This is a genomic window from Streptomyces sp. AMJ-169, from assembly GCF_055597585.1.
This window is the reverse complement of sequence record NZ_JBVLTJ010000003.1, coordinates 488,340-504,814: the sequence shown is the minus strand read 5'-3', so window position 1 is coordinate 504,814 and position 16,475 is coordinate 488,340. Positions and strand designations below refer to the sequence as shown.

Here is a 16,475-nt window from a genome sequence, read left to right as displayed (position 1 = left end):
TCCTCCTGCTCGTCGCCGGCTCAGGCGCCCATGGCGCGGACGAGGCTGCTCGGGCGCAGGTCGGTCCACTCGCGCTCGACGTACTCCAGGCAGGCGGCGCGGCTCCCGGGGCCGAAAGCGGTGTTCCAGCCGGCCGGGATCTGCGCGAAGTCCGGCCACAGGGAGTGCTGGTTCTCCTCGTTGACCAGCACCCGGAAGACGCCGTCGGGGTTCTCGAAGGGGTTCGTCATGGCTGATCAGTTCCTTTTCGGGTCGTTCGGGTTGCGCAGGAGCGCGGCCACCGCGCGGCCGACGGTCTCCGCCGACGGGCCGAGCAGCATGTCGAGATGGGCGACGTCGAGGTCATGGACGTCGACCGTCCCGGTCACATGGGGCGCCCAGTCGGCCGGGTCGAGCAGGGGCTCGCCGGGGGCGCTGGGGCGCAGGGCGTGGAAGAGCACGGCGTCGCCGTCGTAGACACGCGGCACGTGCCGCAGCGTCACCCGCCGGATGTGCGCGCCGACCCGCACCAGGTCCGCGCGCAGCTCCTGGGTGAGCAGCACCGGCCCGTCCTCCGGGATCGGCACATGGTCGCGCAGCTCCTGCTCGGTCGGCTCCACGCCGTCGTGGTCGATGTGCGGCAGGTGTGTGTCCAGCAGGATCAGCGACTCGACGGTCTGCCCGGCTTCCTGGAGCAGTACGGCGACCTCATGGGCGAGCAGCCCGCCCGACGAGCAGCCCAGCAGCCGGTACGGTCCCGACGGCCAGGCCTCGCGGATCAGTCGGACATAGTCCTGGGCCATCTCCGCGAGGCTGCCCGGGAGTTGCCCGGCGCCGTCGAGTCCGGCGGCCTGCACCGCGTACAGCGGGGTGTCCTCGTCGAGGTGCGGGCCGAGCACCGCGTAGCACCAGCCGATGCCGTCCACATGGTGCAGGCAGAACAACGGGGTGCCGGACGCCTTCGCGCCGCGCAGCGGCAGCAGCGGCGCCAGCGCGTCCTCGTCGCCCTCGGTCACCGGGGCGGCGAGGCGTTCGGCGAGCGCGGCCGGCGTCGACGCCTCGAAGAGGAGCCGCACCGACGCGCGGGCGCCGAGCTCCTCCCGGATCCGCGCGATCAGCTTCGTCCCGAGCAGCGAGTGACCGCCCAGCCGGAAGAAGTCGTCGTCGGCCGAGAGCTCCGCGACCCCGAGCACCTCCGCGAACAGGGCGCACAGCGCGGCCTCTTGAGGCGTACGCGGAGCCCGCCCGGCCCCGGCCGCCGCGTCCGGCGGGGCCGGGAGAGCACGGCGGTCGAGCTTGCCGTTGGCGTTCAGCGGGATCGCGCCGACCTCCACGAACGCGGAGGGGACGAGGTGGGAGGGGAGGGTGGCGGCGAGCCGGGAGCGGAGGGCTTCCAGGTCGAGCGGTACGGATACGACGGTGCCGGTCGCCGTCGCTTCGGGCGCCGAGGTCTCGGGGACGACGTACGCCACCAGCCGCACATCCCCCACCCGGTCCTCGCGGGCGATCACCGCCGCCCGCGCCACCCCCTCCAGCGCCGTCAGCGCCGCCTCGATCTCGCCCGGCTCGATCCGGTAACCCCGGACCTTGACCTGGTCGTCGACGCGGCCCGCGTACTCCAGGACCCCGTCCCGGTTCCAGCGCGCCCGGTCGCCCACCCGGTACATCCGGGCGCCCGCCGGGCCGTACGGATCGGCGACGAACCGTTCCGCGCTCTGCCCCGGACGGCCCGCGTAGCCGCGCGCGACCCCGGCGCCGGCGAGGTACAGCTCGCCCCACACGCCGTCGGGGACGGGCTGGAGCCGGCCGTCGAGGACGTACACGCGCGCGCCCCCGATGGGCCGGCCGATCGGTACGGGCCCCGCGGCGAGGGGGTCGGACGGCTCCAGGCGGTGCACGACGCAGCCGACCGTCGCCTCCGTCGGACCGTACTCGTTGATCACCACGGCCCCGGGGTGCCGCTCGCGCCACGCCTGGAGGGCCGTGCCGTCGAGGGACTCGCCGCCGATCACCAGGTCGCGGGCGTCGCTCACCCGGTCGGGCAGCGACTCCAGCAGCTTCAGGTGGCTCGGGGTGACCTTGAGCAGATCCGGGGTGGGCGTGTCGGCGTCGAGGTCCGCGAACCGCACCCGGCCGCCCGTGACCAGCGGGGTGAACAGGGTCGTCACCGGCATGTCGAAGGCGAGCGAGGTGTGGACGAGGGATTCGCCCGCCGCGGCCGGGTACATCGCCGCGGCCTCGGTCAAGTAGGCGGCGAGGGAGGCGTGTTCGACGACGACACCCTTGGGGCGGCCGGTCGAGCCGGAGGTGTAGATGAGGTAGGCGGCCTGGCGGGGGTGCACCTGGATGCCGGGCAGGCCGGCGGAGGCGTCGGCGGGGGAGTCGCCTGTGAGGCCGTTTGAATTTGACAGGCCCGCCAGTACCCCCTCGTCCAGCACGATCCCCGCCCCCGCGTCCGCCACGAGCGCGTCGATCCGCGCCTGCGGGTTCGCCGGGTCGATCGGCAGATAGGCGGCCCCCGTCCGCAGCACCGCGAGCAGCGCCACGACCACCTCCGGCCGGCGCGGCAGCACCACGGCCACCACACCCTCCGGACCGGCTCCGAGCGAGACCAGATGCCGCGCGAGTTGCCCCGCCCGCCGGTCCAGCTCGGCGTACGTCAGCGCCGAGCCGCCGCCCACGACAGCCACGGCGTCCGGCGTACGCGCCACCTGCGCGGCGAACATCTCCGGCAACGACCCACCGGACGACGGCCGTTGGACCCCGACCCCACGGGCCAGCACGTCCGCGCGCTCGGCGCCGGTCAGCAGCGGCAGCGCGTGCAGCGTGCGCGCCGGATCGGCCGTCACCTCCTGAAGGAGCCGCAGCCAGCGCGCGGCCACGCTCTCGGCGGTGGCCCGGTCGAAGAGGTCGGTGGCGTACTCGACCCAGCCGTGCCAGCCGCCGTCCGCGCTCTCGGACAGCGTCAGCGACAGGTCGAACTTGGCCCGCTCGCCCGGCACTTCACCCAGGGTGACCTCAAGTCCCGGCAGTTCGGGGGCCAGTGCTTCCTGATTGACCGTCAGCATGACCTGGAACAGCGGGTGCCGGTCCCGGGAGCGGGCCGGGTTGAGGACCTCGACCAGCTGCTCGAACGGCACGTCCGTGTGGTCGTACGCGGCCACGTCCGCCGTGCGGACCCGGTCGAGGAGTTCCTCGAAGGTGGGGTCGCCGGAGGCATCGGCGCGCAGGACCAGGGTGCCCGCGAAGAGACCGACCAGATGCTCCAGCGCGGTGTCGGGGCGGCCCTCGACGGGGGTGCCGACGACGATGTCGTCGCCCGCGCCGAGCCGGTTCAGCAGGGTGACGAGGGTGGCGTGCGCCACCATGAAGGCGCTGGCGCCCCGGTCGCGGCCCAGGGTCTCGGCGTGGGCGCGCAGGGCGGCCGGGACCGTGAAGGACACCGTGTCGCCGCGCTGGGAGGCGACGGCGGGCCGGGGCCGGTCGGTGGGCAGCTCGATCTGGTCGGGGATCCCGGCCAGCTCCTTCGTCCAGAACTCGACCCGGTCGGCGGGCAGTTCACGCTCCCACAGCGCGTAGTCGGCGTACTGCACCGGCAGCGGCGCCCAGTTCGGCGCGTGGCCGGCGAGCCGGGCGGCGTACGCGGTGGACAGGTCGCCGGCGAGCGGGCGCATGGAGGCGCCGTCGCCCGCGATGTGGTGCAGCAGGAGCAGCAGGGCGTGTTCGCGCTCCCCGTCGGTGAACAGGACCGCGCGGATGGGCAGATGGTGGTCGAGCGAGAACGGCATCGCGGCGGCCTCGGCGAGCCCGGCGGCGAACTCGCCGGGCGCGTACGCCCGTACCGCGAACCGGGGTTCGGTGTCGAGGACCACCTGGTGCGGGCCCTCGGGCCCCTCGGCGATCACCGTCCGCAGCACCTCGTGCCGCCGCACCACGTCCCCGAACGCCTCCCGCAGCGCGTCCCGGTCGAGAGCGCCGGTCATGCGCAGGACGACGGGGATGGTGTACGTCTGCGCCTGGCCGTCGAGCCGGTCGAGGAACCACATCCGCCGCTGCGCCGCCGACAGCGGCACGTGGGCGGGGCGTTCACGCCGGACCAGCGCGGGGCGCGCGGTGATCGTGGTGCGCTCGGACAGGAGCTGCGCGAGCGCCGCGACCGTCGTGTGCTCGAAGGCCTCCCGGACGGAGAGTTCGGCGCCGAGGTCGGCGCGGACGCGGTTGACCAGGCGGGCGACGAGCAGGGAGTGGCCGCCGAGGCGGAAGAAGTCGTCGTCCGCGCCCGGGGCGGGCACGCCGAGGACAGCCGCGAAGAGGTCCGCGACCCGGCGTTCCAGACCCTCGGCCGGCGGACGTCCCGAGGTGTCGGCGGCCGGGGCGGGCAGCGCCTTGCGGGCGATCTTGCCGTTGCCGGTCAGCGGGAGGGCGTCCATGACGACGAACGCGGCCGGGACCATGTAGTCGGGCAGCGCCTTGGCCGCCGCCTCCCGCAGGCTCTCCGTCGAGCCCGAGTGGCCGACGACGTAGGCGACCAGCCGCTTGTCGCCGGGGACGTCCTCGCGGACCACCACGGCGGCGGCGCCGATACCGGGCTGGGCCGTCAACACGGCCTCCACCTCGCCGAGTTCGATCCGGAAACCGCGGATCTTGACCTGGTCGTCGACCCGGCTGACGAACTCCAGCCGGCCGGCCGCCGTCCACCGCCCGAGGTCACCGGTGCGGTACATCCGCGACCCCGCGGGACCGAACGGGTCGGCGACGAAGCGGCCCGCGGTCAGCTCCGGGCGGCCGTGGTAACCCCGGGTCACGAGGTCGCCGGCGACGTACAGCTCACCGGCGGTGCCCAGCGGCGCCGGGCGCAGCAGGGCGTCCAGGACGTACATGCGGGTGTTCCAGGCCGGGGTGCCGATGGTGATCACCCCCGGCGGCACCGGGTCGCCGGGCTCGATGCGGAACAGGCTGCACCCGACGGTCGTCTCGGTCGGGCCGTACTCGTTGAGGACGGTCACCCCGGGGTGCTTGGTGCGCCAGGAGTCCAGGACGTCGCCCAGCAACGACTCGCCGCCCAGGACGAGTTGGCCGCTGGGGGAGTACTCCTCCGGGACCACGCCCAGGAGATGCAGATGGCTCGGGGTCGCCTTCACGAACGCGGGCCGGGCCACGGCCGCCTCCGGGTCGGGACCGCTCGCGCCCCACCGCACCAGCTCCAGGCAGCCGCCCGAGATCAGCGGGCCGAACAGACCGGTCGCCGTCAGGTCGAAGGCGACCGGCGAGTGCACCAGCACCCGCTCCCTGATGCTCGCGTACTCGTGCGTCGCCCACGCCAAGTAGGCGACCAGCGACCGGTGTTCGACCACGACCGCCTTGGGCCGCCCGGTCGAACCGGAGGTGAAGATGACGAACGCCGCCTGCTCGGGCCGCCGTTCGACAGCTGCCGGCTTCTCAAGAGCACCCACGGCGTCCGGGGAGACCAGTACCGCGTCCGTCAACGGCCGTACCAGATCGGCGAGTTCACCGCTGGTCACGACCGCCACCGGGGCGATGTCGGCGAGCATGAACCCGAGCCGGTCGGCCGGGTGCCCCGGGTCCATCGGCAGATAGGCCGCGCCCGTCTTCCAGATCGCCAGCAGCGTCACCGGCACGTCCTGCGACACCGGCAGCAGCACCGCCACATGCCGCTCGGGACCGGCCCCCAGCTCCATGAGCCGCGCCGCCAACCGGGAAGCGCGCGCGTCGAGTTCGGCGTACGTCAGCTCGACCCCGCCGTACGCGACGGCCAACGCGTCGGGAGTGCGGGCGACTTGGGCCTCGACGAGGTCGGTGACCGTGCCGCCGGGCACCGGGTGCGCCGTCGCGTTCCACTCCGCCAGCAGCCGCCGCTCGTCCGCGCCGACCACGTCGAACTCGCCGACGGGCAGGCCGGGTTCGGCGCTGACCGCCGCGAGCAGCGCCGTGAAGCGGTCCGCGATCCGGGCCGCCGACGAGCGGTCGAACAGGTCGGTCGCGAACTCCAGCACACCGCTCACCCCGCCCTCGGGCCGCTCGGTGAGGAAGAACGACAGGTCGAACTTGGCCGCCGGAGAGGCCACCGGACGGATCTCCGCCGTGACCCCGGGCAGCTCCACGACGACCCGCTGATCGGCGTTGTTCCAGTTCAGGTTGGTCTGGAACAGCGGGTGCCGGGCGGTCGAGCGCGTCGGGTTGACGCTCTCCACGACCCGCTCGAACGGCACGTCCTGGTGGGCGTACGCGTCCAGGTCGGCCGCCCGCGCCCGGCGCAGCACCTCCGCGAAGTCCGGGTCGCCGCCCAAGTCGGTGCGCAGCACCAGGTTGTTGGCGAAGAACCCGACCAGCGGGGCCAGCGCGTCGTCGCCCCGGTTCGCGACCGGCGAGCCGATCACGATGTCGTCACCGGCGCCGAGCCGGTGCAGCAGGGTCGCCAGCGCCGCGTGCACGACCATGAACACGGTCGTGTGATGCTCCCGCGCCAGCTTGACGAGCGTCCCGTGCACCGAAGGGGCCACCGCGAACTCCACGGTCTCGCCCCGGTGCGTCGGCACAGCGGGACGCGGCCGGTCGAAGGGCAGCTCCAGCTGCTCGGGCAGCCCCGCGAGCACCTCCTTCCAGTGCGCCGCCTGCCGCTCCAGCTCGACCTGGTCCAGCTCCCGGCGCTGCCACAGCGCGTAGTCCCCGTAACTCACCGGCAGCGGCGCCCACTTGGGCTCCTCGCCCTGCGTGCGGGCCGCGTACGCGGTCGCCAGGTCCCCGGCGAGCGGCGCCATCGACGCCCCGTCACCGGCGATGTGGTGCAGCACCAGCAGCAGCACGCACGAGCCGTCCCCCGCGTCGAACAGGGTCGCGCGCAGCGGCACGTCCCGGGTCAGGTCGAACGGCACCCGCACCTCGGCGGCCACCGCCTCCCCGACCCGGTCCGTGACCACGGTCAGCAGCGGCGGCACGGCGTCCAGGACCACCTGGTACGCGCCCTCCGCGTCCTCCGCGAACACCGTCCGCAGCGCCTCGTGCCGCCCCGCCACATCCGCCAGCGCCGCGCCCAGCGCCGCCCGGTCGACCTCACCGGTCAGCCGCAGCGACACCGGCAGGTTGTACGTCGCCGACGGCCCCTCGAACCGGTGCAGGAACCACAGCCGCTCCTGCGCGTACGACAGCGGCACCCGCCCGCCGCGCTCCCGCGCGCTCACCCCGGCCCGGCGCGGACCCGCGCCCGCCAGCCGGGACGCGAGCCGCGCCACGGTCGTCGCCTCGAACAGCACCGCCAGCTCGACGTCCACGTCCAGCGCCGCCCGGATCCGGCTCGCCAGCCGTGCCACCAGCAGCGAATGCCCGCCCAGCGCGAAGAAGTCGTCGTCCACCGAGACCCCGGGCACCCCCAGCACCTCCGCGAACAGACCGCACAGGATCTCCTCCTGCGGGGTGCGCGGAGCGCGCCCGGCCGCCGCCACGACCTCCGGCACCGGCAGCGCCTTGCGGTCCAGCTTCCCGCTCGGTGTCAGCGGCAGCGCCTCCAGACGCACCAGCTGCGCCGGCACCATGTACTCCGGCAGCCGTCCGGACAGCCGGTCGCGCACCGAGTCCGCGTCCACCTCGACGCCCGCGCGCACGGGGACGACGTACCCGACCAGCCGCTGGCCATGGACGGCGGCCGCCGCCAGCGCCACGTCCGGGTGGTCGGCCAGCGCGTCCTCGACCTCGCCCAGCTCCACGCGGAAACCGCGCAGCTTGACCTGGTTGTCGGCGCGGCCCAGATACTCCAGCTCACCGTCCGCCGTCCAGCGCGCCACGTCACCCGTGCGGTACATCCGCGCGCCCGGCGCACCGAAGGGGCTCGCCACGAACCGCTCGGCGCTCAGGGCCGGGCGGTCCAGGTAGCCGCGCGCCAACTGCACGCCCTCGACGTACAGTTCACCCGGCGCGCCCGGGGCGACCGGCGCGAGGTGGTCGTCCAGGACGTAGGCGCGGGTGTTCGCGACCGGCGGGCCGATCAGCACCGTCTCCGTGCTCGGGCCCGCGGCCCAGGTGGTGACGTCGACGGCGGCCTCCGTCGGGCCGTACGCGTTCAGCAGGACCGCGTCCGACGTGTCCTGGTGGAAGCGGCGCACCAGCTCCACCGGCAGCGCCTCGTCGCCGGAGACGACCAGGCGGACGCAGGACGGCAGCCGGGTCTCGGCCAGGTAGGCGGCCAGCATCGACGCGCTCAGGTGGACGACCGCCACCGACCGCGCGCGGATCAGCTCCTCCAGATAGCGCGGGTCGCGGTGCCCGTCGGGACGCGCCACGACCAGCGTGCCGCCCTCGGCGAGGGTCCAGAACACCTCCCACACCGACACGTCGAAACTCACCGGCGTCGACTGCAACACCCGCTCACCGGCGGCGAGTTCATGGTCGCGCTGCATCCACAGCAGCCGGTTCGCCATCCCCGCGTACGTGTTGACCGTGCCCTTGGGCCGGCCGGTCGAGCCCGAGGTGTAGATGACGTACGCCGCGCTGTCCCCGTACGCCGTCACACCCGGGTTGCGCGCCGGGCCCTCAGCGTCGGGCGCGATCCGCTCGAAGCCCTCGACGTCGCGGTCGCAGACCAGCAGCCGGGCGCCCGAGTCGGACAGGATGTACGCGATGCGGTCGGCCGGGTAGCCGGTGTCGATCGGCACGTACGCCGCGCCCGCCTTCACCACCGCCCACAGCGCGACCATCAGCTCCACCGAGCGCGGCAGCATCACCGCGACCCGCGACTCCGGGCCGACACCCCGCCCGATCAGGGCGTGCGCCAGCCGGTTCACGCGGGCGTTGAACTCGCCGTAGGAGATCTCCTCGCCCTCGAAGACGACCGCCGTCGCCGCCGGGTCCTGGGACTCCAACTGCTCAGCCAGGGAAGGCGAGTTGGTGAAGTCGACCTCTGTCGCGTTCCAGCCCGTCAGGACCTTCGCGCGGTCCTCGGCGCCCAGCACGTCCACCTCGGACAGCCGCACCGCCGGATCGGCCGTCACCGACTCCAGGACGCGGACGAAGCGGGCGGCGAAGCTCTCCGCCGTGCGCCGGTCGTACAGGTCGGCCGCGTACTCCAGGCGGCACAGCAGACCGCCGTCCTCGTGGACGTGGCAGTCGAAGTGCACGTCGAACTTGGCGGTGCCGCTGGTCACCGGGCCCGGGTCGGACGTGATGTCCGGCAGGTCGAACCGCGCCTCGGTGAGGTCCAGCCACGCCAGCATCACCTGGAAGAAGGCGTGCCGGGAGCGGGAGCGCTCCGGGTTCAGCTCCTCCACCAGCCGCTCGAACGGCACCCCTTGATGGGCGTAGGCGGCAAGACCCGTCTCACGGACGCGGACCAGCAGCTCCTCGAAGCGGGGGTCGCCGGAGGTGTCGAAGCGGTAGACGAGCGTGTTGATGAACACGCCGACGACATCGTCCAGGACCGAGTCCGGGCGGTCCGCGATGACACCGCCGAGCGGGATGTCCTCGCCCGCGCCGAGCCGCGTCAGCAGCAGCGACGCCGCCGCCTGGAGGATCATGAACGGGGTCGTGCGGGTCCGGCCCGCGAGGTCCAGCATCCGCCGGTACAGCTCCGGCGGCACCGGGAACTCGACGTGCCCGCCCCGGTGCGTGGACACGGCGGGGCGCGGCCGGTCGCCGGGGAAGGTGACCTCCGGCGGCAGCCCGTCCAGCGTCTGCCGCCAGTGCTCGATCTGCCGGGGCAGGTCCTCGGCCAGCGTCTGGCGCTGCCACAGCGCGAAGTCCGGGTACTGCACCGGCAGTTCGGCGAAGTCCGGCAGCCGCCCGGCGATCCGCGCGCGGTAGCCGGCCGTGATGTCCTGCGCCATCGGCCGCAGCGAGGCGCCGTCGGCCGCGATGTGGTGCACGACCAGCAGCAGCAGATGCTCGTCCGGGCCCACGGTGTACAGGGTCATGCGCAGCGGCACGTCCCGCGTCAGATCGAACGGGCGGGCCGCCGACGCCGCGAGGTCCGGCGTGGGGTCGTCGGGCACGACCTCCATCGCGAACGGCGTGTCCACGGGCAGCACCACCTGGTGCGGGCCCTGCTCGTCCTCCGGGTACACCGTGCGCAGCGCCTCGTGCCGGCGCACCAGATCCGCCAGCGCCCCGCCGAGGGCGTCCGCGTCCAGCGGGCCCGAAAGACGGATCGCGAGGGGGATGTTGTAGGTGCCCGAACCGCCCTGGAGCCGCTGGAGGAACCACATGCGCTCCTGCGCGAACGACAGCGGCAGCCGCTCGGGCCGCTCCTCCGCCGTGATCCCCTTCGCCTCCGGGGAGAGCCCGGCCAGCCGCTCGGCGACCCCGGCGACCGTCGGCGCCGCGAACACGTCCCGCAGCGACAGATCGACACCGAACGCGTCGCGCACGCGGTGCACGAGACGGATCATCAGGATCGAGGTGCCGCCCAGGGAGAAGAACTCGTCGTCCACGCCCACCTGTTCGACGCCGAGGACGTCGGCGACGATCACACAGAGGGCTTCTTCTTCGGGGGAGCGGGGGGTGCGGGTGATGTTGGGAAGCGGCGTGTTCGTGTCGGTGGTGGCCTGTGTCGCTTCCCCGGTCGTACCGGTGACCAGCAGCCGGTCCTGGTCGGATACCGCCGCCAACTCGCTTACGGGCGCGGCGAGTTCGGCCGAGGCGAGCAGTCCGGCGAACAGCTCCATGACCCGCCCGGCGACCTCCGCCCCGCTCAAGTGCGCCAGGCGCAGCCGCAGTTGCCCGCCCGGGAACACCGACAGGGACAGCGGATAGTGGCTGCGTTCGACGAGGTCGGCGTGGACCAGCCGCAGCCCGCCCGCCGAAAGCCCGTCGTCCATCGGGTAGTTCTCGAACGCGACGACCGTGTCGAACAGCGCGTCGAAGCCGGTCGCCCGGGTGATCTCGGCGAGCGAGGCGTGCTGGTGGGCGTCCAGGGCGAGCTGGGCCCGCTGCACCCGGGCCAGCAGCGCGGCCAGCGGCTCGTCCCGCTCGATCCGCACCCGCACCGGGAGCGTGTTGACGAACAGCCCGGTCATCGTCTCCGCGCCGGGCAGCTCGGCCGGACGGCCGGAGCGGGCGGCGCCGAACACGACGTCGTCGCGGCCGGTCAGCCCGGCGAGCAGCAGCGCCCACAGGCCCTGCACCACGGAGTTGAGGGTCAGCCCGTGCTCACGGGCCGCCGCGCCGAGCGCCGCCGTCGCCTCAGGGGACAGGGCCGTCTCGACACTCCCGTGCCCGTCCTCGGCCGCGCCGGCGGGCGCCAGCAGCGTCGGGGTGAGCCCGGCCAGCTCGGCGTTCCAGGCCCGCAGCCCGGCCGCCCGGTCCCGCCCGCCCAGCCAGGCCAGGAAGTCCCGGTAGGCGGGCGCGGCGGGCAACGGCTCCCCGCCGTACAGCGTGAACAGCTCCCGCACCAGACCCGGCAGCGACCACCCGTCGAGCAGCAGGTGGTGGTGCGTGACGACGAGCCGGTCCCCGAGCGCCGTGAACCGCACCAGCGGCGGCCGGACGACGCTGAAGCCGCGCGCCCGGTCACGGGCGAGGAAGGCGTCCAGGTCGGTGTCGTCGCGCACCTCGAACGGCACGCGGACCTCGGCCGGCACGACCTGCACGGGCGCGCCCTCGGACCGGGAGCGGAACGCGGCCCGCAGGTTGGGATGCCGGCCCAGCAGCGAGGCCGCCGCCTCCCGCATCCGCTCCGGGTCGAAGCCGCCCTCGATCTCCAGGACGAGCTGCCCGACGTACGGGTCCTGCGCCTCGTACAGCGCGAGGAACAGCAGCCCCTCCTGGAGCGGCGACAGCGGCAGCACGTCCTCGGCGCCGCGCAGCCGGTCCAGCTCGGTCTGCGTGATCCGCACCAGCGGGACGTCCGACGGGGTCAGCACTCCCTTGGTGTGCGAGGCGAGTTCGCCCAGCGCCTCGGTCCACGCCCCGGCGAGCGCCCGCACGTCGTCCTCGGTCAGGACACCTCCGGCGTACGTCCACACGGCGGTCAGCTCGCCGTCGCGGACGTGCGCGTCGACCTGGAGGGCGTGCGCGCAGGCCAGTTCGGCGTCGGCGAGCAGACCGACCTCGGCCAGCCGCCAGCCGCCCAGGTCCTGCGCGTCGAGCCGGCCCAGGTAGTTGAACGTCAGCTGCGGGGAAGGGAGTTCGGCCAGTTCGGCGTGGAGCAGGTCGTGCCCGCGCCCGCCGTCCGGTACGGCCCTCAGCTCCTCCTTGGTCCGCTTGATCAGCTCGGGTCCGGTGGCGGTCCCGGCGCCGAGGCGGACCGGGTGGACACGGGTGAACCAGCCCACGGTGGTCGTGACGTCGTACCCGTCGGGCAGCCGGTCGCGGCCGTGGCCCTCGCGGTCGACCAGGACCGGGCCCTCGCCGCGGTGGCGCTGGACGGCCACGGAGAGCGCGGCCAGCAGGATGTCGTCGGGGGTGGCCCGCCAGGCGGCGGGGAGGGTGGAGAGCACGGTTTCGGTGAGGTCGGCGGGGACGGTCACGGTCAGCGTGCGGGTGGTGCCGTGGGTGTCCCGGGCCGGGTCCAACGGGCGCTCGCCCAGCGGGAGTTCGGGCGTCGAGCGGATGTCGCGCCACAGCGTGAACTCGGCGTCGGCGTCCGTCTCGGCCAGGTGCGCGGCCCAGCGCCGCACCGAGGTCCCCTTCGGCGACAGCACCGCCTCCCGCCCCTCCGCACCGGCGGCCAGCGCCTCGGCGAGGTCGGGCAGCAGGATGCGCCAGGAGACCCCGTCGATCACCAAGTGGTGGACGACGAGCAGGAGTTGACCGGCGTCGGCCAGCCAGACCGCGCGCAGGTTCACCCCGGAGTCCGGGTCCAGCGCCCGCCGGGCCGCCTCCTTGTGCTCCTCGACGTCGTGACCGCCGGCCTGAGTCAGCACGTCACTTGCCGACAGGGCGCCCACGGGCCGGACTTCACGCCCGCGCAGCCGCAGCACGTCGTGCCGGTCCAGGACCGCCTGGAGCGCGTCGCGCAGGCTCTCGAAGGAGAGTCCCGGCGTGGTGTGCAGCAGCACCGACTGGGCGAACCCGGCCGTGGGGCCGCCGCGTTGGGCGAGGCGCCGGGACATCGGGGTGTCCGCCAGCTCGCCGACCGGGTCGTCGTCGACCGGCGCCCGGTCGGCCGTCGTGCCGACGGCCTCGGCGAGTTCCGCGATCGTCGGGTGGTCGAAGACGTCCTGCGGGGTGAGCGTGTAGCCCTCGCGGCGGGCCCGGCTGACGATCTGGATGGCGTGGATGCTGTCGGCGCCGAGCACGAACAGGTTCTCGTCCACGCCGAGTTCAGGCTTGCTCAGCAGCCCGGCGGCGATCGCGTGCAGGGTCCGCTCGGCGGCCGTGCCGGGCGCGCGGCCGGCGGCCGGGGCCTCGGGGGCGGGCAGAGCGGCGCGGTCGACCTTGCCGTTCGGGGTGACCGGGATCGCCGGGAGGACCAGCACGGCCGCCGGCACCATGTGCGCGGGCAGCGACTCGGCCAGCCGGGCACGGGGTTCGGCCTGCGGGCTGCCGGTCACATAGCCGACGAGGCGGCGGGGACTGTCGTGGACGACGACCACGGCCTGCTCGACGCCGGGCACGGCCGCGAGGACGGCCTCGATCTCGGCGGGCTCGACACGCTGGCCGTTGATCTTCACCTGGTCGTCGGCGCGGCCCGCGAACTCCAGCTCGCCGGAGGGGAGTTGGCGCACGAGGTCGCCGGTGCGGTACATGCGGGCGCCGGACGGGCCGTACGGGTCGGCGACGAACCGCTCGGCGGTCAGGGCCGGCCGGTCCAGGTAGCCGCGCGCCAACTGCACGCCCGACAGATAGAGTTCGCCGGTCGTACCGGCGGCGACCGGGTGCAGCGCCGGATCCAGCACGTAGGCGCGGGAGTCGGCGGTCGGCGTGCCGATGGTGACGGGGACGCCGGGCGCGCAGGCGTGCGAAGTGGCGGTCACCGAGAACTCGGTGGGCCCGTAGGAGTTGTGCAGTTGGGCGCCGCACACCTGGTGGAAGCGCTCGGCGAGCCCGGCGGACAGGGCCTCGCCGCCGCAACTCACCATACGCAGCTCGTCAGTCGGGATGTACTCGTCGAGGAACGGGCCCAGCATCGAGGGCACGAAGTGGATGACGGTGACCTTCTGGTCCCGCACCAGCTCGGCCAGATAGCCGGGGTCCCGGTGCCCGTCGGGGCGCGCGACCACGAGCGCAGCGCCCCGGGTGAGGGTCCAGAAGACCTCCCACACCGACACGTCGAACCCGACCGGCGTCTTGTGAACGACCCTGTCCGTAGGGGTGAGTCGGTACTCCTCCTGCATCCAGGCCAGCATGTTCCCGACACCGGCGTGCGTGACGACCGTGCCCTTGGGCCGGCCGGTCGTGCCGGAGGTGTAGATCACGTACGCCGCGCTGTCGCCGTCGGTCCGCACACCGGGGTCCGCGTCGGACTCGCCCGCGCCGAGACCGCGTACGGTCTCCTCGTCGATGACGTAAGAGGCCCGCGAGTCGGCCAGGACGTACGCGATGCGCTCGGCGGGGTAGCCGGTCTCGACCGGGACGTAGGCGGCGCCCGCCTTCAGGACCGCCCACAGGGCCACGATCAGGTCGATGGAGCGCGGAAGTCGGACGGCCACACGGGATTCGGGGCCGATGCCTTCGCCGCGCAGGGCGTGGGCCATGCGGTTGGCGCGGGCGTTCAGCTCGCCGTACGTGAGGCGCTCGCCCTCGAAGAAGACGGCCTCGGAGTCGGGGCGTTCGGCGGCGGCCGACTCCAACAGGCTGACGAGAGAAGGGGGTTGGGTGGCAGGGGCGCTTTTTTGGCCGACCTCTTCATCGAGTTCGGTGAGGCGCACGGCGCCCAGCGGCAGGTCCGGGTCGGCGGTGACGGCTTCCAGGAGGCGGACGTAGCGGTCGCGGTGGGCGACGACCGTCTCCGGGGTGAAGCGGCCCGGGTGGGCGTTCAGCATCAGCTCGATGCCGGCGCCGGCCTCCGGGTCGCCGTACGCGTGCAGCGCGAGGTCGCGGACCGGGCCCGACGCCAACTGGTGGGCCTCGGCCAGGACTTCGCCGCAGGGCAGGCGGGCGGCGGCGAACGACAGCACGTTCACCGAAGGCCCGGACATGGTCCCCGGGTGCGCGGCGGCCGACAGCTCCCGGCGCAGCTCCTCCTGCGGATGCCGCTGATGCCGCGTCGCCTCGCTCAGCCGCGCCCCGACCCGCTCCAGCAGCTGCGCGAACGTCGTCGAACCGTCGACCGCCACCCGCAGCGGCACGTCGTTGACCAGCATCGCGGGCGTCGCCAGCGCGTGCGGACCGCGCCGGGCGGCCATGAAGACGCGGACGACGACATCGCGGGCGCCCGTCACGCGGTGCGTGTAGGCGGCGACGGCCGCGATGACCGGCACCGACCAGCGGGGGCCGGCGAGTTCGCGGACCCGCTCGAAGAGGGCGGCGTCGAGCCGGCCGGGGGTGCTCGGGAGGCTGGGGGCGAGTCCGGCCGGGCCGGAACCGGAGCCGGTGGAGCGGGCGCCCAGTTCGGTGGAGTCCGGCAGATCCGCGAACTCCCCCTTCCAGTAGGCCCGGTCGCGCGCGGCGCGCGGCGAACTCCGGTAGGCGGACTCCTCGTTCAGCACCTCGCCCAGCGCGCCGAACGCCGTCGCGGCCGGCTCCGTCCCCGTGGCGAGCGCCGTGTACAGCTCCAACAGGCGGGCGCAGTGCAGGACTTGGCCGTAGCCGTCGAGGAGGATGTGGTGGTAGCGGAAGTGCACCCAGTGCCGGTCGGGGGCGAGCCTGACCAGGGTGTGGGTGAACAGGCGCGCCCCGTCGAGCGGGATCGGGCGGGCCTGCTCGGCGTCGGCCCAGGCGCGGGCGGCGGCGAGCGGGTCGGTGGCGCCGCTGACGTCCAGGTACCCCAACTCGGCCTGGATGTCGTGCACTTCCTGGGCGGGGGTCTCGCCGTCGTCGTGGAAGCGGACCCGCAGGGCCTCCGTCTCGGTCACGGACCGCCGGACCGCCCGCTCCAGCAGGGCGCGGTCGACAGGGCCCGGGACGTCGAAGTAGACGCCGCAGGTGTACAGCGGGCTGTCGGGGGCGAGGCGCTGGGCGACCCACACCCCGTGCTGGGTCGCCGTCAGCGGCAGGCCCCGGTGCGTCGCGAGGGTGTCCATGACTGCTCAGGCCTCCTGTGCGACGAGCTCGGTGAGGACCTTCGCCAGCGCGTCGATCGTGGGGTGGTCCCAGGTCAGCGCGTCGTCGACGGTGATCTCGAACTCGTCCTCGATGTCCGCCGTGATGGCCAGCGCCGTCAGCGAGTCCAGGCCGTACTCGGCCAGCGGCACCGACGTGTCGAGACCCTCCGGTGAACGCCGCAGGTAGGTCGCCACGCGGTCGGTGAGCCAGGCGTGCACGTCGGGGGAGCCAGCGGTCATGGGAGGTCTCTTTTCATGCGGGGGACGGACGAAAGTGGGAGAAAAGGGGTGCGCGTGGCGATGCGCGAGAGGAAGAAAGGCGGGTGTTTTTGAGGCGGTCCGGCT

At 74.0% G+C, this 16,475-nt stretch carries 3 protein-coding genes; all 3 read right to left on the bottom strand.

Going from position 1 to position 16,475, the window contains the following annotated elements; genetic code table 11:
* Nucleotides 1–20 precede the first annotated feature (20 nt).
* Genes ACYUD3_RS10425 through ACYUD3_RS10415 form a run of 3 tightly spaced genes read right to left on the bottom strand, consistent with a single transcriptional unit; the run spans nucleotide 21 to nucleotide 16,370 of the window.
* Nucleotides 21–230, bottom strand: coding sequence for an MbtH family protein (locus ACYUD3_RS10425; protein ID WP_470967096.1), 210 nt, complete (start codon nucleotides 228–230; stop codon nucleotides 21–23).
* Between the two features lie 6 nt (nucleotides 231–236).
* Nucleotides 237–16,109, bottom strand: coding sequence for a non-ribosomal peptide synthetase (locus ACYUD3_RS10420; protein ID WP_470967093.1), 15,873 nt, complete (start codon nucleotides 16,107–16,109; stop codon nucleotides 237–239).
* Nucleotides 16,110–16,115: 6 nt separating this feature from the next.
* A complete protein-coding gene (locus tag ACYUD3_RS10415; RefSeq protein WP_470967090.1) occupies nucleotides 16,116–16,370 on the bottom strand; it encodes an acyl carrier protein in 255 nt (84 codons plus the stop codon).
* Between the last annotated feature and the right edge of the window lie 105 nt (nucleotides 16,371–16,475).